This is a genomic window from Antiquaquibacter soli, from assembly GCF_030580675.1.
GTDB classification, from domain to species: domain Bacteria; phylum Actinomycetota; class Actinomycetes; order Actinomycetales; family Microbacteriaceae; genus Rhodoglobus; species Rhodoglobus soli.
In genome coordinates this window covers 1,171,644-1,191,074 of record NZ_JAUQUB010000001.1, presented here as the reverse complement: position 1 = coordinate 1,191,074, position 19,431 = coordinate 1,171,644, and the positions used below count along the sequence as shown (strand labels likewise).

The 19,431-nt window shown below is 69.1% G+C and carries 17 protein-coding genes; 1 reads left to right on the top strand and 16 read right to left on the bottom strand.

Annotated features, from left to right (window positions below):
• Position 1 precedes the first annotated feature (1 nt).
• Genes argF through argC form a run of 5 tightly spaced genes read right to left on the bottom strand, consistent with a single transcriptional unit; the run spans position 2 to position 5,148 of the window.
• Positions 2 to 928, bottom strand: a complete 927-nt coding sequence (gene argF, locus Q5716_RS05855) for an ornithine carbamoyltransferase (RefSeq protein WP_305002154.1) — start codon at positions 926 to 928, stop codon at positions 2 to 4.
• A complete protein-coding gene (locus Q5716_RS05850) occupies positions 925 to 2,076 on the bottom strand; it encodes an acetylornithine transaminase (protein WP_305002153.1) in 1,152 nt (383 codons plus the stop codon). Before Q5716_RS05850 ends, argF begins: the two co-directional genes overlap by 4 nt.
• Complete coding sequence (gene argB, locus Q5716_RS05845) at positions 2,073 to 2,957, bottom strand: acetylglutamate kinase (protein WP_305002152.1); 885 nt, start codon at positions 2,955 to 2,957, stop codon at positions 2,073 to 2,075. Before argB ends, Q5716_RS05850 begins: the two co-directional genes overlap by 4 nt.
• Entirely contained in the window at positions 2,957 to 4,105 is a 1,149-nt protein-coding gene (gene argJ, locus Q5716_RS05840; RefSeq protein WP_305002151.1) for a bifunctional glutamate N-acetyltransferase/amino-acid acetyltransferase ArgJ, read from the bottom strand. Before argJ ends, argB begins: the two co-directional genes overlap by 1 nt.
• Positions 4,102 to 5,148, bottom strand: coding sequence for an N-acetyl-gamma-glutamyl-phosphate reductase (argC, locus tag Q5716_RS05835; RefSeq protein WP_305002150.1), 1,047 nt, complete (start codon positions 5,146 to 5,148; stop codon positions 4,102 to 4,104). The genes argJ and argC overlap by 4 nt, the downstream gene beginning before the upstream one ends.
• A gap of 280 nt (positions 5,149 to 5,428) precedes the next feature.
• Here argC and Q5716_RS05830 point away from each other — a divergent pair, with 280 nt between their 5' ends.
• Positions 5,429 to 5,983: a DUF937 domain-containing protein gene (locus Q5716_RS05830; protein WP_305002149.1), complete on the top strand. Its 555-nt coding sequence runs from the start codon at positions 5,429 to 5,431 to the stop codon at positions 5,981 to 5,983.
• Between the two features lie 59 nt (positions 5,984 to 6,042).
• Here the strand turns inward: Q5716_RS05830 and pheT are convergent, their stop codons facing one another.
• The 11 genes from pheT to Q5716_RS05775 all read right to left on the bottom strand — a co-directional run bounded on the left by pheT (position 6,043) and on the right by Q5716_RS05775 (position 19,426).
• Entirely contained in the window at positions 6,043 to 8,556 is a 2,514-nt protein-coding gene (pheT, locus tag Q5716_RS05825; RefSeq protein WP_305002148.1) for a phenylalanine--tRNA ligase subunit beta, read from the bottom strand.
• Positions 8,556 to 9,596 (bottom strand): phenylalanine--tRNA ligase subunit alpha, encoded by a 1,041-nt coding sequence (gene pheS / locus Q5716_RS05820; RefSeq protein ID WP_305002147.1) that lies wholly within the window; start codon positions 9,594 to 9,596, stop codon positions 8,556 to 8,558. The genes pheT and pheS overlap by 1 nt, the downstream gene beginning before the upstream one ends.
• An 11-nt stretch (positions 9,597 to 9,607) precedes the next feature.
• A complete protein-coding gene (locus tag Q5716_RS05815) occupies positions 9,608 to 10,531 on the bottom strand; it encodes an ABC transporter permease subunit (RefSeq protein ID WP_305002146.1) in 924 nt (307 codons plus the stop codon).
• Positions 10,528 to 11,175, bottom strand: coding sequence for an amino acid ABC transporter permease (locus Q5716_RS05810; protein ID WP_305002145.1), 648 nt, complete (start codon positions 11,173 to 11,175; stop codon positions 10,528 to 10,530). Before Q5716_RS05810 ends, Q5716_RS05815 begins: the two co-directional genes overlap by 4 nt.
• 61 nt (positions 11,176 to 11,236) lie before the next feature.
• On the bottom strand, positions 11,237 to 12,112 hold the full coding sequence (locus Q5716_RS05805; RefSeq protein ID WP_305002144.1) for a glutamate ABC transporter substrate-binding protein: 876 nt from the start codon (positions 12,110 to 12,112) through the stop codon (positions 11,237 to 11,239).
• Positions 12,113 to 12,146: 34 nt separating this feature from the next.
• Positions 12,147 to 12,884 (bottom strand): amino acid ABC transporter ATP-binding protein, encoded by a 738-nt coding sequence (locus Q5716_RS05800; RefSeq protein ID WP_305002143.1) that lies wholly within the window; start codon positions 12,882 to 12,884, stop codon positions 12,147 to 12,149.
• A gap of 69 nt (positions 12,885 to 12,953) precedes the next feature.
• Positions 12,954 to 14,597 carry an ABC transporter ATP-binding protein gene (locus Q5716_RS05795; RefSeq protein WP_305002142.1) on the bottom strand — a complete coding sequence of 548 codons (1,644 nt, stop codon included), beginning with the start codon at positions 14,595 to 14,597 and terminating at the stop codon, positions 12,954 to 12,956.
• Positions 14,594 to 15,607 carry an ABC transporter permease gene (locus tag Q5716_RS05790; protein ID WP_305002141.1) on the bottom strand — a complete coding sequence of 338 codons (1,014 nt, stop codon included), beginning with the start codon at positions 15,605 to 15,607 and terminating at the stop codon, positions 14,594 to 14,596. Before Q5716_RS05790 ends, Q5716_RS05795 begins: the two co-directional genes overlap by 4 nt.
• A 1-nt stretch (position 15,608) precedes the next feature.
• Positions 15,609 to 16,694, bottom strand: coding sequence for an ABC transporter permease (locus Q5716_RS05785; RefSeq protein ID WP_305002140.1), 1,086 nt, complete (start codon positions 16,692 to 16,694; stop codon positions 15,609 to 15,611).
• A gap of 80 nt (positions 16,695 to 16,774) precedes the next feature.
• The gene (locus tag Q5716_RS05780) at positions 16,775 to 18,397 is read right to left on the bottom strand and encodes an ABC transporter substrate-binding protein (protein ID WP_305002139.1); all 1,623 of its coding nucleotides are present in this window, start codon (positions 18,395 to 18,397) and stop codon (positions 16,775 to 16,777) included.
• Positions 18,398 to 18,625: 228 nt separating this feature from the next.
• Positions 18,626 to 19,426 (bottom strand): TrmH family RNA methyltransferase, encoded by an 801-nt coding sequence (locus Q5716_RS05775; protein WP_305002138.1) that lies wholly within the window; start codon positions 19,424 to 19,426, stop codon positions 18,626 to 18,628.
• Positions 19,427 to 19,431: the final 5 nt, after the last annotated feature.

Here is a 19,431-nt window from a genome sequence, read left to right as displayed (position 1 = left end):
TCTACGCAGCCTGCTCGAGGAGCCAGACGAGAAGAGCCTTCTGCGCGTGCAGCCGGTTCTCCGCCTCATCCCAGATCACGCTCTGCGGGCCGTCGATGACCTCCGACGTGACCTCGTAGCCGCGGTCGGCGGGAAGGCAGTGCAGGAAGATGGCGTCCGGCTTCGCGAGCGCCATCATCTCCGCGTCGACCTTGTAGGCGGAGAGCGAGGCGACGCGGGCCGCCTTCTCCTCCTCCTTGCCCATCGACACCCACGTGTCCGTCACGACGACGTCGGCCCCGGCGACCGCCTCGAGCGGATCCGAGTAGATCGTGATCGAGCCACCGGTCGTCACGGCGATGGCATCGGCATCCGCGACCACCCGCTCGTCCGGCTGGTAGTCGGCGGGACACGCGACACGGACGTGCATGCCGGCCGTGGCCCCCGCCAGCAGGTACGAGTGCACCATGTTGTCCGCGCCGTCGCCGAGGAAGGTCACCGTGAGACCCGCGAGCGTGCCCTTGTGCTCGCGGATCGTCAGCAGATCCGCGAGCAACTGGCAGGGGTGGAACTCGTCGCTCAGAGCGTTGACCACCGGGACTGTCGTGTTGGTCGCCATCTCGACGAGACCCGCCTGCGCGTAGGTGCGCCACACGATCGCGGCGACCTGGCGCTCAAGCACCCGTGCAGTGTCGGACGGGCTCTCCTTGCCGCCGAGCTGGCTGTTCGCAGTGGAGATGATGAGGGGCTGGCCGCCGAGGTCGGCGATCCCTACCGCGAACGACACCCTCGTGCGCGTCGACGACTTGTCGAAGATCACCGCGACCGTCTGCGGCCCGGCGAGAGGCTTGCGCCCCCAGCGGTCCTTCTTGATCGCCTCGGCGAGGTCGAGGACGGCGGTCTGCTCTGCCTGAGTGAGGTCGTCGTCGCGGAGGAAGTGCCGGGTCATGCTGTCGTCTCCAGTGCTGTCGTGAACTTCTCGGTGAACTCGTCGATCTCGGCATCGCCGATGATGAGCGGCGGCGCGAGGCGGATGGTGGTGTCGTTGGGTGCGTTGACGATCAGGCCGAGCTCGAGGCCCGCCGCGTACACCGCGGTCGCACGAGGCGCATCGAGGCCGACCCCGAGGAGCAACCCCGATCCGCGGACCTCGGCGACTCCGGGCATCCCGGAGATCGCGTCCCGCAGCTGCTCGCCGCGCAGCCGGGCGTTCTCGACGAGCCCCGCTCGCTCGATCTCGGCGAGCACGGCGTTCGCCGTCGCGGTCGCGAGCGGGTTGCCTCCGTAGGTGCTCCCGTGCTGGCCCGCCGTGAGCAGGTCGGCCGCGGCACCGAACGCGACGAGCGCGCCGATCGGGATGCCTCCGCCGATCCCCTTCGCAAGCGCGACCGCATCCGGAACGATCCCGTACTGCTGGAACGCGAACCACGAGCCCGTTCGCCCCGCTCCCGTCTGGATCTCGTCGAGGATGAGGAGCACCCCGTGCCGCGTCGTGAGCTCGCGCGCCGCCTCGAGGTAGCCCTCGGGGAGGGGCACGACGCCCGCTTCGCCCTTGATCGGCTCGACCACGAGCGCGGCGACATCGTCGGCGATCGCCGCCTCGAGCGCCTCGATCGTCGACTCGAGGTGCTCGACGTTCGGCAGCAGCGGCTCGAACGGCTCGCGCAAGACGGGCTTGCCCGTGAGCGAGAGCGACCCCATCGTGCGGCCGTGGAACGAGTTCTGCAGGGCGAGGATTCGCGGCCGCCCCGTGCGGCGGGCGAGCTTGATCGCCGCCTCGATCGCCTCGGCGCCGGAGTTCGCGAAGTAGACGCGGTCACCCCCGGAGAGCCGCAGCAGCCGCCCGGCGAGCTCGAGCTGCGGCGGGGTGGCGAAGTAGTTCGAGACGTGCGCGAGAGTCGCCGCCTGGGTAGACACCGCCTCGACGAAAGCGGGGTGCGCATGCCCGAGGGCGTTGACCGCGATCCCCGCGAGGAAGTCGAGGTACTCGCGACCCTCGGAGTCCCACACTCGAGCCCCCGCACCGCGCACGAGCTGCACGGCGGGCACCGGTGCGGACTTCATGATCCGCCCCGCGTAGTCGTCCTGCCACGTCATGACGGCACCACCTCCGTACCGATGCCCTGCGTCGTGAAGACCTCGAGAAGGATCGAGTGCTGCTGCCGGCCGTCGATGATCGCCGCCTTCGGTACTCCCCCGGCGACCGCATCGAGGCACGCCGTCATCTTCGGGATCATGCCGGACTCGAGGCTCGGCAGGAGTTCGGCCAGCTCGTCGGTCGTGATCACCGAGACGAGCGAGTCACGGTCCGGCCAGTCGCGATACAGTCCCGCGACGTCCGTCAGGACGACGAGCTTCGCTGCTCCGAGGGCAATGGCGAGGGATGCGGCGGCGGAGTCCGCATTGACGTTCAGCAGACCGTCATCCGTGCCCGTCTCGATCGCGACAGTGGAGACGACGGGGATGCGCCCGGCCTCGACCGCGAGCCGGACGGCGGCGGGATCCACAGCGGTGACCTCCCCCACGAGGCCCAGGTCGACTTCCTCGCCGTCGACGACGGTGCCCTTGCGCACGCCCGTGAACAGACCGTACTCGTCGCCGGAGATGCCCTCGGCGAAGTGGCCGTGCTCGTTGATGAGACCCACCAGCTCGCCGCCGACCTGCTCGGCGAGCACCTGCCGCACGACGCCGATCGACTCCTCCGTCGTCACGCGGTAACCTCCCCGGAACTCGCTCGGGATGCCCCGACGGGTGAGCTCTGCAGTGATCTGCGGGCCGCCACCGTGGACGACGACGGGATGCAGCCCCACGAGCCGCAGGTACACCATGTCCTCGGCGAACGCGCGCTTGAGCTCGTCGTCGACCATCGCGTTGCCGCCGAACTTGACGACGATCGTCTCACCGCGGAACCGCTTGAGCCACGGCAGCGATTCGATGAGCACTCCGGCCTTCGCGGCCGCCTGATCCTGGCTGACCATCAGCTCGAGTACGCGCTGTTCTCGTGCACGTAGTCGTGCGTGAGGTCGTTGGTCAGGATCGTCGCGGCCGCCTGGCCCACGTTCAGCGCGATGTGGACGTCGACCCGGCGCGGCGAGAGGTCGACGTCCGAGCGGGGCCGGTCGGGGGCGCCCGCGTGGCAGACGCGCACTCCGTTCATCGAGACGTCCACGTCGTAGGGGTCGAACTCGGCCGACGTGGTGCCGATCGCGGCGAGCACCCGTCCCCAGTTCGGGTCGTTGCCGAACACCGCGGCCTTGAAGAGGTTGTTACGCGCGACAGAGCGGCCGACCTCGACCGCGTCGTCCTCGCTCGCCGCGCCGGTGACCTCGATCCGGATGTCGTGGCTCGCCCCTTCGGCGTCGCCCTGCAGCTGCTCGGCGAGGTCGAGGCACACCGCGGTGAGCACCGCCGTGAACTCGTCGACGGACGGTACGACCCCGGATGCTCCGCTCGCGAGCAGAGACACCTGGTCGTTCGTCGACATGCAGCCGTCGGAGTCGAGCCGGTCGAAGCTCACGCGCGTCGCTGCCCGCAAGGCGGAGTCGAGCACCGCCGACGGGAGGTCGGCGTCGGTCGTAATGACCACGAGCATCGTCGCGAGCCCGGGAGCGAGCATCCCCGCGCCCTTTGCCATGCCGCCGACCGTGTAGCCGGTGCCCTCACGCACGGAGCGCTTGGGCTTCGAGTCGGTGGTCATGATCGCCAGCGAGGCGTCCTCGCCACGGTCTCCGAGGGCGGCGGCCGCGGATGCCACACCCGCGAGAACCTTGTCGAGCGGCAGCTGGTCTCCGATCAGCCCCGTGGAGCACACGAGCACGTCGCCCGCGGAGACGCCGAGGGCCTCGGCAACAGCCTCCGCGGTGGAGTGGGTGACCTGGAAGCCCTGGGGCCCGGTGAAGCAGTTCGCCCCACCCGAGTTGAGGACGATCGCCGAGACCTCGCCGTCGGCGATCACCTGCTGGGACCAGATGATCGGATTCGCCTTCGCGCGGTTGCTCGTGAAGACCGCTGCCGCCGCGCTCAACGGTCCGCGGTTGACGACGAGCGCGAGGTCGAGACCGCCGCTCGACTTGAGCCCCGCGGCCACTCCGGCCGCCTCGAATCCCTTCGCCGCCGTCACGCTCACGGGGCCACTCCATTCGTCGTCAGTGCGGTGGTCTCGGGAAGCCCCAGGGCGATGTTGGCCGACTGGATGGCGGCGCCCGCCGTCCCCTTGACGAGGTTGTCGAGCGCGCTCACGACGACGACCCGCCCTGCCGCCTCATCCACGGCGAGCCCGATCAGGCACGTGTTCGCGCCGACCGTGTCGGCCGTGCGCGGGAACTGCCCGGCGGGCAGCAGTTGCACGAACGGCTCGCCCGCGTAGGCCTCCTCCCACGCGGCGCGGACCTGCTCAGCCGTCACACCCGGAGAGAGCCGGGCTGTGGAGGTGGCCAGGATGCCGCGGCTCATGGGCACGAGGACCGGCGTGAACGACACGCTCACGCCCTCGCCGCCGGCCACGGTGAGATTCTGGATGATCTCCGGCGTGTGCCGGTGCACCCCGCCGACCGCGTACGCGGACGCCGAGCCGAGGAGCTCCGACGCGAGAAGATCGGTGCGCAGGGTCTTCCCAGCCCCGGAGGGCCCGACGGCGAGCACCGCGACAAGATCGCCGGGCTCGATCAGGCCGGCGCGGATGCCCGGCTGCAGGCCGAGCGTGATCGCGGTGACATTGCATCCCGGCACTGCGATGCGGCGGGACGCGGCGAGCACCGCGCGCTGGCCGTCGCCCGCGGAGTGCAGCAGCTCGGGCATCCCGTAGTCCCAGGCTCCGAAGAACTCGCCGCCGTAGAAGCGGGCCCAGTCGTCCTCGCTCGTGAGCCGGTGGTCCGCGCCGCAGTCGACGACGAGGGTCGACTCCGGCAGGTGCTCGGACAGCTCGCCCGACTTGCCGTGGGGAAGGGCCACGAACACCACGTCGTGGCCCGCGAGCACCTCGGGCTCGGTGGGCTGCAGCTCGAGGTGGGCGAGCGAGCGCAGGTGCGGCTGCACCGCGCCGAGTTGCTGCCCGGCGTTCTGGTGGGCGGTCACCGTAGTGACCTCGAGCTCGGGGTGGGCGGCGAGGAGCCTCAGCAACTCGCCGCCGGCGTAGCCGCTCGCTCCCGCGACGGCGACGGAGTAAGTCATGGATCAACCTTATTGACGACGGGACTCGCGCGGAGTCAGGACGAGGATCAGGAAACGGCGACGACCCTGCGGCCCGATGGCCGCGCGAACCGGGCGTCGCCTAGCGTCGCTCGTCGGAGCCGCGTCGGCGCAGCACGACGACCAGCTCGAGGCTGGTCGAGGCGGCGCTCAGAACGGTCACGAGTGGCAGCGTACTCCCCTCCCGCCGCCGGGGTCGAATCGGTAGCCTTGTCGACGGATGCTCGACCGGGGGTCCACCGCACAACTCAAGGAGAAGTCCATGTCCGACCTCGATGGCCTCATCAACTCCATTCCGATCGGCGACATCGCCAAGAAGCTCGGCATCGACGAGTCCACCGCGCGCGCCGCGATCGAGGTCGCCGTTCCCGCGGTCGTCGGCGGCATGCAGGCGAACGCGAAGGCGGGCGGAGCGGACTCGCTCAAGAACGCCGCGCAGAAGCACTCGGGCAAGTCGACAAAGCTTGCCGACATCGACGAGGCCGACGGCAAGAAGATCGTGAAGAACGTGTTCGGCACGAACACGGACGACGTCGTCAAGGCGGTGGCCGCGAAGGCCGACGAGAAGGAGGGCGTCGACTTCGGCGCGATCGTGCAGCAGATCCTCCCGATCATCGCGCCGATCATCCTCGCCTACCTCGCGAGCCAGATGGGCGGCAGCGCGAAGAAGGAGGAGCCGAAGGCGGAGGAGCCGAAGGCGGAGGAGCCGAGCGGCGGCGACATCGGATCGATCCTCGGCGGCCTCCTCGGCAGCAAGGAGGGGCAGGACATCGTCGGCGGACTCCTCGGCGGACTCCTGGGCGGCGGCCGCAAGTAGGTGCGAACGACGACGGGGCTCCCGGAGATCCCGGGGGCCCCGTCGTCATTCTCGGCGCGCTACTCCCGCAGAGTCGCTCCCACGCGGGAGGCCGCGAGCGCGACCGCCGCGTTCTTCGCCTCGGTCGCCTCAGCCGCGGTGAGCGTGCGATCGGTCGCGCGGAAGCGCATCGCGAACGTCAGGGCCTTGCTGCCGTCCGGGATCCCCGTGCCGCGGTAGTCATCGATGAGGGTCACGTGCTCGAGGAGCTCGCCCGCGCCCTCCACGATGAGCGAGACGAGTTCACCGGCGGGCACGGACTCGCTCACGACGAGCGTGAGGTCCTGGGTCGCGGCAGGGAACGATGCGATCGGGGCCGCCGAGATCTCCGTGGAACCCAGGTCGACGAGCACATCGAGGTCGAGCTCGACGACCGCGACGACTCGCGGCAGGTCGAGTTCGAGGGCGAGGGCGGGCAGCAGCTCGCCGGCGTAGCCGACGACACGGCCCCCCGCGCGGAGGACCGCGGTCCGGCCAGGGTGCATCGCCTGGTGGTGCCCCGCCTCGACCGTGACCGGGCTCGAGAGCACGGTGCCGAGCTGGTGCGCGACCCCGAGGGCGTCAGCGAGCCCGCTCGCGACGGCCGCCTGGCCGGGCTGCTTGCGGACGGCGTCACCCACGAAGAGCGCCGCGACGTGCCAGGGCTGCGGCGGGATGCTCGAGCGCAGCGCGCCGAGCACCTCCTCCGACGGGAGCGAGTCTCCGGCCGGCAGGGCATCGCTGCCGTATTGGACACCGGGCTCGGGGCGGAAGACTGTGCCGAGCTCGAACAGTGCGAGGTCGGTCAGACCGCGGGAGAGGTTGCGGCGGGCGGTCGCGATGAGGCCCGGGATCAGGCTCGTGCGCATCCACGCCGCATCCGGGTCGATCGGGTTGGCGAGCTTCATGGCGGGGACCGGACCGGCCTCAGGAGCCCCGAACCAGTCGTTCGACTGCTCCGAGACGAAGGGGTAGCTGAGCACCTCGGTGAGCCCGCCGGCGGCGAGTGCGCCTGCTGCCGAACGCCGGAGCCGCTGCGATCGAGAGAGCCCTCGACCGGGCGGTGCGACCGGCAACTCGCTGGGTACGCGGTCGTAGCCGACGATACGGGCGACCTCCTCGGTGAGCGTCCAGCGATCGGTGAGGTCGGGGCGCCACGTGGGCGGGGTGACCGACCAGCCGGTCGCCGTGGACTCGACGGCGGCTCCGATCGCGGTCAGGGAGCCGGTGATCTCGTCGGCGGAATACGCGACACCGGTGATCGACTGCGCGAAGCCCTCCGGCAACTCGATAACGGGCGGCGGCACCGACTCATCGAGGTAGTAGCCCTGGGCGTCGATGGTTCCGCCGGCGAGCTCCGCGATGAGCGCCATCACCCGGGCGGCCGCCGCGGACGAGGCTGCCGGATCCACCCCGCGCTCGTAGCGCTTCGCAGCCTCGCTCGGCAGCTTGTGGCGACGGACGCTGCGCGAGATCGTCACCGGATCCCAGATGGCCGCCTCGACGAGCACGTCGGTCGTCGTGTCGGAGATCTCCGTGTCGGCGCCTCCCATCACGCCGGCGAGGCCGACGGGCACCGACTCGTCGGCGACGACCAGGTCCTCGGCGGACAGGATGCGCTCCTTGCCGTCGAGGGTAGTGAGCCTCTCCCCCTCGGTCGCGCGCCGCACGACGAGCCCGCCGGAGACCTTCGCGAGGTCGTAGGCGTGGGAGGGCTGACCCAGCTCGAGCATCACGTAGTTGGAGATGTCGACGATGAGCGAGATCGACCGGATGCCGGCGAGCAGGAGCCGCGCGACCATCCACGGCGGCGTCGGGACGGAGCCGTCGACGCCGCGCACGACGCCGGCGGTGAATACCGAGCAACCCGGGCGCCCCCGCACGGGGGCGTCGTCGGCGAGCGTCACCGGGTAGCCGGTCGCCGCGCGCCGTGCGGCGGCGGCCTCGACGAGCGCCGGATCGAGCAGCGGGTCGCGGAAGGCGGCACCTGTGGAATTGGAGTACTCCCGCGCGATACCGCGGATGGAGAAGGCGTAGCCGCGGTCCGGCGTGACGTTGACCTCGACCGCCGCGTCATCCAGTCCCAGCAGGGCGATTGCGTCGGTGCCTGGCGCCGGGTCGAGTCCGAGGTCGGCGAGGCGCAGGATGCCCGAGTGCTCGTCGCCGAGCCCGAGTTCGCGCGCGGAGGCGATCATGCCGTCGGACACGTGCCCGTAGGTCTTGCGGGCCGAGATGGGGAACGGTCCGGGCAGCACCGCGCCGGGGAGGGACACCACGACCTTGTCGCCCGGGCCGAAGTTGTGGGCGCCGCAGACGATGCCTCGAGGCTCCGCCTCACCCACGTCGACCTGGCACCAGTTGATCGTCTTGCCATTGGACTGCGGCTCGGGCTCCGCCGAGATGACCTGGCCCACGACGACGGGACCGGTGATCTCGAACGTGTGGATGTCCTCCTCCTCGAGACCCACCCGCACGAGCGCGGCGTGCACGTCCTCGGGCGTCGCGTCGGCGGGGACGTCGACGAATTCGCGGAGCCAGCTGATCGGGACGCGCATCAGACCACCATTCCGAACTGCTGCGAGAAGCGGATATCGCCCTCGACCATGTCGCGCATGTCGTTCAAGTCATTGCGGAACTGCAGCGTGCGCTCGATGCCCATGCCGAAGGCGAATCCCTGATACTCCTCGGCGTCGATTCCCGCCGCGCGGAGCACGTTCGGATTCACCATCCCGCAGCCGCCCCATTCGACCCAGCGCGCGCCGCCCTTGGCGTTGGGCTGCCAGACATCCATCTCGGCGCTCGGTTCGGTGAACGGGAAGTAGTTGGGACGCAGCCGGATGCGCGCCTCCTCGCCGAACATCGCGCGAGCAAGGTGCTCGAGCGTGCCCTTCAGGTGAGCCATCGTGAGGCCCTTGTCGATCGCGATGCCCTCGATCTGGTGGAACACGGGCGTGTGCGTGGCGTCCAGCTCGTCCGTACGGAAGACGCGACCGGGCGCGACGACGTAGACGGGAAGCGGTCGGTCGAGGAGCGAGCGGATCTGCACGGGGCTCGTGTGGGTGCGCAGCACGAGGTGGCGGGAGACGGGGTCGATGAAGAACGTGTCCTGCATCGCGCGCGCGGGGTGGTCCTCGTCGAAGTTCAGGGCGTCGAAGTTGAACCACTCGTTCTCGAGCTCGGGTCCCTCCGCGACCTCCCACCCCATGCCCACGAAGATGTCGGACATGTGCTCCATGAGCAGGCTGAGCGGGTGCCGGGCGCCCGCTCGCCAGCGCAGGGGGACGGCCGTAACATCCACCGCCTCCGATGCCAATCTCGCGGCCTCCTCCGCTACCGCGAGCTCGGCCTCGCGCTCGGCGATGGCCTGAGATGCCCGGGCCCGAGCCTGGCCGACGAGCTTGCCGGCGGCAGCGCGCTGATCGGCGGGGACGTCCTTCAGGCTCGCGTTGAATCGCGCGAGCGGCGAGGTCTCCCCCAAATGAGCGGATCGGGCGGCACGGAGCTCGGCGACACTGCCCGCGGCCGCAAAGGCCGTGAGCGCGGCATCCGCTGCGGCCGCGACATCGCTCTCGGTGATCGGGGTGGTCTCTGACACAAGTGTCGAGTTTAGTGGCCGGATGACCCCCGCTCGTCCGGTCCGCGAGCGCCCTCGACGCCTGCACCCCCCAGCTGTGCGAGCACCCGCGCGGTGCGACGCGCCCGGCGCGCGGAACCGTGAGCCGCGGAAGTGCGGCGGGCCACGAAGCGCGCAAGCCACGACAGGAGCAGGTTGACGCCGAGGTAGACCGCCCACACCACGAAGAAGAAGGTGAAGAAGAACTGGCTGCCGAACGTCGTGGGACCCTGTCGCAAGACGATGTTGAGCAGCTCCGGGTAGCCGATGATGTAGGCGAGAGAGGTGTCCTTCAGCAGCACGACGAGCTGCGCGAGGATGATCGGCAGCATCTGCCGGAACGCCTGCGGGTACTCGATGGCGAATCGCACCTGGAGCGGCGTGAGTCCGATCGCGAGCCCGGACTCCCGCTGCCCGCGCGGCAGCGACGCGATACCGGATCGCAGCGCCTCGCCGATCACGGCTCCGTTGTAGAGAGCCAGCGCCCAGACACCGGCCCAGTAGGCGCCGCTCGAGAAGACCAGCAGGATGAACAGCATGAGCAGGAGCACGGGCATGCCGCGGAAGAACTCGACGACGACGATCGCCGGGACCCGGACGAACGGCGATCTCGCCGTGCGGGCGAGCGAGAGCAGGACGCCGAATGCCAGGGCGAGCACCGCGCCCGCTGCGGCCATCTGCAGCGTCGCCGTGAGACCCCGCGCGACTGCTCTCCAGAAGGCGCGGTCGTTGAGGATGACCCATCGACTCGGGTCGAGCATCCCGGGCTGCTCCACTCCCCCCGCGTTCTCCCGGGGCGCGGCGAGGAAGAGGACGAGCGCGACGAGGCCGGCGACGATGAGGGCTCCCGCGACGAGCGACAGGACGAGCGAGAGTCGCCGCGAGCGCGGACCGGGGACGTCATAGAGGACACTCATCGCTGCACCGCGACCCTCTTCTCCAGGCGCAGCGCGAGCTGACCCAGAGGCACCGTGACGACGAGGTAGAACACGGCGACGGCGACCAGAATGGCGATGGTCGCGTTGCCGTTGAGCTGGATGACCTGCCGCGACACTGCGACGAGTTCGAGCACAGAGAAGCCCGCAGCGACGGACGTGTTCTTCGTGAGCGCGATGAGGACGTTGATGAGCGGGGGGATGACCATCCGAATCGCCTGCGGCAGAACGACGATGCCGACGGTCTGAGCGAAACCGAAACCGAGTGCTCGCGCCGCCTCGGCCTGCCCCACCGCCACGCCGTTGACGCCCGAGCGGATGGCCTCCGCGACGAAGGGCGACGTGTAGAGCGTGAGCCCGATGAGGGCGAAGGCGACGAAGTCGAGGCGAATGCCCAGGTACGGCAGCACGAAGGCGCAGAAGAACAGGACGAGAGTCAGGGGGGTATTGCGCAGCACCTCCGTGTACACCGTCGCGAAGCCCCGCAGCGCCGGTATCGGCGAGATGCGCATGGCGGCCACCAGAGTGCCGATCGCGAGAGCGCCGGTCCCGGAGACCACGAGGAGCCGCACAGTCATGAGGAAGCCGTCGACGAATCGCGGCAGGTTCTCGATGATCGCGTCCACGCGCCTCCGTTCGGCGGAAGGATGGGTGGCCCGCCCGCGACGAGCGGACCACCCGTATCGGTCAGTAGCGGTCGATGGTCGGGGGCTCGGGGAGCGGAAGCACGGTGCCTGCCGTCTTCTCCCACGCCGCTTCCCAACGGCCGTCCTCGAAGGCCTCCTCGAGGACGTCGTTGATGAACATCCGGAAGTCGGTGTCGTCGAGCGCAAGGCCGATGCCGTACGGCTCCTCGGTGAACGGGTTGCCGATGACCTCGAACTCACCACCCGAGCCATCCGCGAGCCCCGCGAGGATCACGTTGTCCGTCGTCAGCGCCACCACCTGGCCCGAGCTGACGAGCGGCAGGCAGTCTGCGTAACCGGCGAGGGACGTGATCTGGTCGGTGTACTCGGCGATGTTCGCCTCGGAGGTCGACCCGGCTACAGTGCACACCGGCTTGCCAGCGAGATCTTCCGGGCCCTCGATGCCTTCGGGGTTGCCCGCGAGGACGAGGATGTCTTGGCCCGCGTTGTAGTACGGCCCGGCGAAGGAGATGACCTCTTTGCGCTTGTCGTTGATCGTGTAGGTCGCGACGACGAAGTCCACCTCCCCCGACTGGATGAAGGGCTCGCGATTGGCCGACACGGTCTCGGTCCAGGTGATCCCGCTCTCCGGGATGCCGAGCTCCGACGCGATGATCTTCGCGATCTCCACATCGAAGCCCTGTGGCTCGCCGTTCGCGTCGACCTGGCCGAACAGCGGTTGGTCGAACTTGGTGCCGATCGTGACGGCGCCCGCCTCGTTCAGCCGCGCCATCGTGGTGCCGGCCTCGAACTCGACCGCTTCCTGGGTGGGAGCCGCCGAGTCATCCGTCGGCGCCCCCGAATCGGTGCATCCGACGAGGCCGAGCACGCCGGCGGTCGCTAGTGCAGAGATCATCAGGCTCTTGTGCAGCCGCATGGTTCCTCCTGTTCGCTGTGTTCCCACCCACCGGTTAGTGGGCGAGCACCTTCGAGAGGAATTCCTTCGCTCTCGAGCTTGTGGGGCGATCGAAGAAGGCGTCGGGCGCGGCCTCCTCGACGATCTCGCCATCGGCCATGAAGACGACCCGGTCGGCGGCCTTGCGCGCGAAGCCCATTTCGTGCGTCACGACGAGCATCGTCATGCCGTCGTCGGCGAGACCCTCCATGACGTCGAGCACTTCGGCGATCATCTCGGGGTCGAGGGCAGACGTCGGCTCGTCAAAGAGCATCACTTGCGGATCCATCGCAAGCGCTCGAGCGATCGCGACGCGCTGCTGCTGACCGCCGGAGAGCTGGGCGGGCATCTTCCCGGCCTGGTTCGCGACGCCGACCCGGTCGAGGAGTTCCATCGCCCGTCGGGTCGCGTCTGCGGCGGACCGACGGCGCACCACGGTCTGGCCGAGCGTGACGTTCTGAAGCACAGTCTTGTGCGCGAAAAGGTTGAACGACTGGAAGACCATCCCGACATCGGCCCGCAGTCGGGCGAGCGCCGCTCCCTCAGCGGGAAGAGCTCGGCCGTCAATCGTGATCGAGCCGGAATCGATCGTCTCGAGCCGATTGATGGTGCGGCAGAGTGTCGACTTTCCCGAGCCGCTGGGCCCGATGACGACGACGACCTCGCCTCGGCTGACGGTCAGCGAGATGTCTTTCAGGACGTGCTGCTCGCCGAAGTGCTTGTTCACACGGTCGAGAACGACGAGGGGGTCCATCCCCCCACACAATCACACCCCCAAATGGGGGTCAACCGGTGGGTCCACTCCCTGTGGATAACCGCGGAGCTACTCCTCGTGATCCAGCGACTGCAATTCGAGGCGCCGCTCACGCTGCTCGATCGGGTCCGGCACGGGCAGGGAGGCCAGCAGCCGCCTGGTGTACGGATGCTCCGGCTCCCCCAGCACGTGCGCCGACGGCCCCTCCTCCACGAGCTGCCCGCGATAGAGCACCGCGATCCGGTCGGCGAGCGTGTCGACGACCGCGAGGTCATGACTGATGAAGAGGGCGGCGAAGCCGAACTCCTGCTGAAGCTCGGAGAACAACTCGAGAACACGGGCCTGCACCGAGACGTCCAGAGCGCTCGTCGGCTCGTCGGCGATGAGCAGCTCCGGCCGCAGTGCGAGGGCTCGGGCGAGGCTGACGCGCTGCCGCTGCCCGCCGCTCAGCTCGTGCGGGAAACGGTCGCCGAACGCCCGGGGCAGCTGCACGGCCTCGAGCAGCTCGTCGACGCGCGAGCGCACGGTCGCGGCATCCAGCCCTCCGCCGTGCACCTCGAGGGGCTCGGCGACGCACTGGGCGATCGTGAGCAGCGGGTTGAAGCTCGACGCCGGATCCTGGAAGACGAAGCCGATCCGGCGGCGCACCGCCGAGAAGTTGCGCTCGCGAACCCCCCGCATCTCGTGGCCGAGCACGCGCAACGACCCGCCGGTCACCCGAGTCAGCCCGCCGATCGCGCGGCCGATCGTCGTCTTGCCCGATCCCGACTCCCCCACGAGGCCGAGCACCTCGCCGGGCGCGATCTCGAAGCTCACGGAGTCCACCGCCCGGAACGACCCGCTGCCGAACCGACCCGCGTACTCGATGGTGAGAGCGTCGGCGACGACGACGGGCTCGGCCGGGGCGACGGGCGTGCGCTCCCTTCCGACGTCGATCCTCGGAACCGCGGCGAGGAGGCGCTGGGTGTACTCGTGCTGAGGCGAGGAGAACAGGTCGGTCACGGTGGCCCGCTCGACAACTTCGCCCTGATACATCACGACCACGCGATCGGCCAGGTCGGCGACGACTCCCATGTTGTGGGTGATGAGGACGATGGACGTACCGAACTCGTCGCGAACACGGCGCAGCAGATCGAGGATCTCGGCCTGGACCGTCACATCGAGAGCCGTCGTGGGCTCGTCGGCGATGATGAGTTCCGGGCCGAGCGCGAGAGCCATGGCGATGACGATGCGCTGCTTCTGACCGCCGGAGAACTGGTGCGGGTAGAAGTCGACTCGTTTGTCAGGATCGGGGATGCCGACCTTCGCGAGGTACTCGATCGCCGTGGCGCGCGCCTGGCGGCGCGAGTACTTCCCGTGGGCCCGGAGCCCCTCGGCGAGCTGCCAGCCCACGGTGTACACCGGATTGAGCGAGGTGGACGGCTCCTGGAACACCATCGCCGCGTCCTGCCCGCGCACCTCGCGCAGTCGTTGACCGCTCAACCCGATGACGTTCCGCCCTCCGAGGAGCACGGCGCCGGTCGCGGTCGCCGTCGAGGGCAGGAGCCCGATGATGGTCTTCGCCGTGACCGACTTGCCCGATCCGCTTTCGCCCACGATCGCGACGATCTCCCCCGCACCGACGGTGAAGCTCACGTCGTCGACGGCGACGACGTCTCCCCCGTCCGTCGCGAACGAGACATCCAGATTGCTGATGCTGACGACGTCGGTCATGGCCTGTGCTCCACGGTGTCGAGGCCCGCGAGGTCGTCGACCGTGCCGCCGGGCACGACCGAGACGTCCGCGGTCGGGTGAGGGCCCGAGTCGGCGCGGCGCCGCGTGCGCAACCGCGGGTCGGCGAGGTCGTTGAGCGACTCGCCGACCAGGGTGATGCCGAGCACGACGAGCACGATCGCGAGTCCGGGGAACACCGAGGTCCACCAGATCCCGCTCGTGACATCCGAGAGCGACTTGTTGAGGTCGTACCCCCACTCGGCGGCGGCCGTCGGCTCGATTCCGAAGCCCAGGAAGCCGAGCCCGGCGAGCGTGAGGATCGCCTCCGAGCTGTTGAGCGTGAAGATGAGCGGCAGCGTCCTCGTCGCATTGCGCAGCACGTGGCGCGTCATGATGCGCGTGGGGCTCGCGCCGATGACCTTCGCCGACTCGACGTAGGCCTCGGACTTGATGCGCACCGTCTCCGCGCGGATGACGCGGAAGTACTGCGGGATGAAGACGACTGTGATCGAAACCGCGGCCGCGAGGATGCCGCCCCAGAAGCTCGACTGCCCTCCACTGATCGCGATCGCCGCGACGATCGCCAGAAGGAGCGACGGGAAGGCGTACACCGCGTCCGCGACGACGACGAGCACCCGGTCGAGCCATCCGCCGATGTACCCGGAGACGAGACCGAGCAGCACGCCGATGAAGATCGAGAGGATGACGGCGACGACGATCACGAGGGCGGCCGTCTGCGTGCCCCAGATCACCCGGGAGAGGACGTCGTAGCCGCCGACCGTCGTGCCCAGGAGGTGCTGCGGCCCCGGGGGCTGCTGCGCGCCGAACGTGCCGTCCTCGTCGCGCAGTTGCGAGTAGCCGTAGGGCGCGAGGACTGGGGCCAGGATCGCCGTGAGCACGAAAACCCCGGTGATGATGAGGCCGGCGACGAGCATCCCGCGCTGGAGGCCGACGCTCTGCCGCAGCTGGTGGACGACCGGCAGCCGGTCGAGGAGTCTGCGCTGTGCCATGTCAGTACCGGATCCTCGGGTCGATGAGCGCCGCGATGACATCGACGACGAAGTTGGTGACCGCGACGATCACCGCGAGCAGTGCGACGATGCCCTGCACCGCGACGAAGTCGCGAGCGGTGAGGTAGCGCGCGAGCTGGAAGCCGAGCCCCTGCCACTCGAACGTCGTCTCCGTGAGCACCGCACCTCCGAGGAGCATGGCGATCTGCAGTCCGATGACCGTGATGATCGGCACGAGAGCCGGCTTGATGGCGTGAGCGGTCACGAGCCGGTACTCGCGGACACCTCGCGAGCGCGCCGCATCCACGTAGTCCATGGAGAGCGTGCCGATGACGTTGGTACGCACGAGTCGCAGGAACACGCCCGCCGTGAGCAGTCCGAGCGCGATTCCGGGCAGCACTGCGTGGGCCAGCAGGTCGGCGTACACCGGTCCGGGGTTGGGCGTCTGCGCGGCGTCGATCAGATAGATGCCCGTCGGGTTCGGCACTCGCGACAGGGCGAGCTCGACGCGGACGGATGCTCGTCCCGCGACCGGGAGCCAGCCGAGGCCGACGGCGAAGACGAGCTTGAGGAGGAGTCCAGCGAAGAACACCGGAGTGGCGTAGCAGAGGATCGCGAAGACCCGCAGCACCGCGTCGGGCCAGCGGTCGCGCAGGTAGGCGGCCAGCATCCCGAGGGGGATGCCCACGATGAAGGCGACGATGAGGGCGTAGAACGCGAGCTCGAGGGTCGCGCCCCCGTAGCGCACGAGGAGGTCGACCACCGGCTGGTGGTCGGTGATGGAGGTGCCGAAGTTGCCGGTGAATATCTGGCCGAGGTACTCGAAGTACTGGACCCAGATGGGGCGGTTGTAGCCGGCCTCCTCGATGCGCTGGGCGAGCTGATCCGCAGGGAGTCGGCCGCCGAGCGCGGCGGTGATCGGGTCGCCGATCGAGCGCATGAGGACGAAGACCATCGTCACGAGGATGAGGATCGTCGGGAAGATCAGGAGGAAGCGGACGAGGATGAACCGGAGCAGCCGGTTTCCGCCCGAGCGCGCTCGACCGGTCGGCGCCGGTGCCTCCGCGGGAGATTCGGTTGTGGTCATGTGTTTCAGCGGGTCCTGGGAGGAGGGACGGCCGGGTCGGCCGCCCCTCCCCTCAGAGTGGTCGCCAGTCGCGGGAGCGACTAGCCCTTGACGAGTCCGGCGAACCGGAACTTGAACGACGCGTCGAGCGTGACGCCGTCGATGTCGGCGCCGGACACGGCGACCTGTGCGCCCTGCAGCAGCGGGACGGTCGACAGGTCGTTCGCGACGGTCGCCTGGATCTCCTCGATGATCGCGGTGCGCTCAGCGGGGTCCTGGGTCACGCCCTGCTGCTGAATGAGCTCATCCACCGTGGGGTTCGAGTAGTGGTTGCCGAGGAAGTTCTCCGTGAGGAAGAACGGGGTGAGGTAGTTGTCGGCGTCCGAGTAGTCCGGGAACCAGCCGAGCTGGTAGGCCGGGTACACGTCCGAGACGCGGTCCTCCGAGTACTGCACCCACTCCGTCGACTGCAGGTCGACCGTGAACAGGCCGGTCGCCTCCAGCTGGCTCTTCACGAGCGCGTACTCATCGCCCGACGACGGGCCGTAGTGGTCCGGGCTGTACTGCAGGCTCAACGCCACCGGCGTCTGGACGCCCGCCGCCGAGAGGATCTCGGCAGCCTTGTCGGCGTCAGGGCCACCCTCACCATCGCCGTAGAGGTCCTTGAGGACCTCGGTGGCTCCCGTGAACCCCTCGGGCACGAAGGAGTACAGCGGGGTGTAGGTGCCCTTGTAGACCTGGTCGGCGATCTCTGCGCGGTCGACGAGGGATGCAACCGCCTGACGGACCGCGAGCGCCTTGGCCGGATCGGCCTCCGGTGTGGTCGCGCCGTACGGCTGCGTGTTGAAGTTGAACACGATGTAGCGGATCTCGCCGCCGGGGCCGTCGTGGACGACGACCTGGTCATCGCCGCGGAGGTCCTCCACGTCCGTCGCCGAGAGGCTCCGGTACGCGACGTCGATGTTGCCCTCCTGCACGTCGAGCTTGAGGTTCGACGAGTCCGCGTAGTAGCTCAGGATGACCGAGGAGTTCTCGGCCGGGCCGAGGAGGCCGGCGTAGTTCTCGTTCGGGACGAACTCGATCGTCTTGTTGAAGTCGTAGCTCGCGATCGTGTACTGGCCGTTGAAGGCCTCCGCGGCCACGATTTCCTCGTCGGGCGTGAGCTCGGTAGGCGAGAACACCTCCTCGTCGACGATGGCGCCGGGGAAGGTGGTGAGGATCTGCGGGAAGACCTGGTCGTTGGCTGCCTTGAGGGTGAAGACGACGGTCGTGTCATCCACCGCCTCCGTGCTCTCGAGGTTGTAGAGCAGGCTCGACGGGCCGTCGGGAGCCGCGATGGCCAGCTGACGGTCGAAGGTGAACTTGACGTCCGAAGCCGTGAGGTCATGACCGTTAGCGAACTTGAGGCCGGGCTTGAGGGTGACCGTGTACTCGGTCGGCGAGGTGAACTCCGCGGACTCGGCGAGGTCGGGCTCGGGGTCCGGGCTGCCGAGCGGCGAGTTGAGAAGGAACGCGTACACCTGGTTCTGAACAGCGAAGGAGCCGTTGTCGTACGAGCCCGCCGGGTCGAGGGTGACGACCTTGTCGGTGGTGCCCACGAGGATCGAGCCGTCGCCCGTTCCCGAGTCGCCGCCCGCGGTGCAGCTCGCGAGTACGAGCGCGAACGCGGTGGCCCCGATCAGCGTGCCGACGGCTCGCTTGCGGTGAGTGGATGCGGATGCCATATCCGTCTACCTCTTCCTGATTGCTTGTCCTGTTGGGATGCAAGGCGCGACAGGAGACGTGTCCCCCGGGCGTCGCAGTGAATCAGTCCTAACACACTCGCGGGCCGTCGCCGCTATCGGGGTACACGGTCGTGACCGATGTTTACACGACTGCAACGCGCGACGCACGAATCGTGCGCGGGACTCGCGAAAGCCGCGTCTGATCGGGGGAAACGGTGGGATTGCGCGTCAACTGCGCTGGGCGAACGCGCTCTCGTAGAGGCAGACCGACGCGGCAGTGGCGAGGTTCATCGACTCCGCGTGCCCGTAGATCGGCACGGAGATGACCCAGTCGGCGAGCGAGTAGTGCTCGTCGGTCAAGCCGCGGGCTTCGTTGCCGAACAGCCACGCCGTCGGCCCCGCGAGCGCACCGGAGTTTCGGGCAGCCAGCAGGTCGCCGCCCTTGATATCGGCCGCGATGACCTGGATGCCCGCCGCCTTCACCCGATCGATGACCGAGCCGAGCTCCGCCCCCGCAGCGACCGGCAGGTGGAAGAGCGACCCGGTCGTCGACCGCACCACCTTGGGGTTGTAGACGTCCACACTGCGGCCCGTCAGGATGACCGCGTCTGCTCCCGCCGAATCGGCCGCGCGGATGATCGTCCCGGCGTTACCCGGATCCCGGACCTCCTCGAGCAGCGCCAGAAGGCGCGGCCCTTCAGCGAGGATGTCGTCCACCGACCGCAGAAACTGCCGGCAGACCGCGATGACGCCTTGCGGCGTCACCGTGTCGGCCATCGCGTCGAGCACCGACTCGGTGACGAACTCGACCTCGACCCCCTCCGTCTGGGCTGCGGCGGCGAGGTCGGAGTGCTTCTCCCACGCCGTGGGCGTGGCGAACAGGTCGACAAGAAGGTCCGGCCGGAACTGTAGTGCCTCCGAGACGGCCTGTGGCCCCTCCAAGAGAAAAAGCCCGGTCTCGGACCGGGCTTCTCTCTTTGCGAGTTTTGCCACAGCGCGCACGCGAGGTGAGCGCGGGTTGTCGATCATGTCGA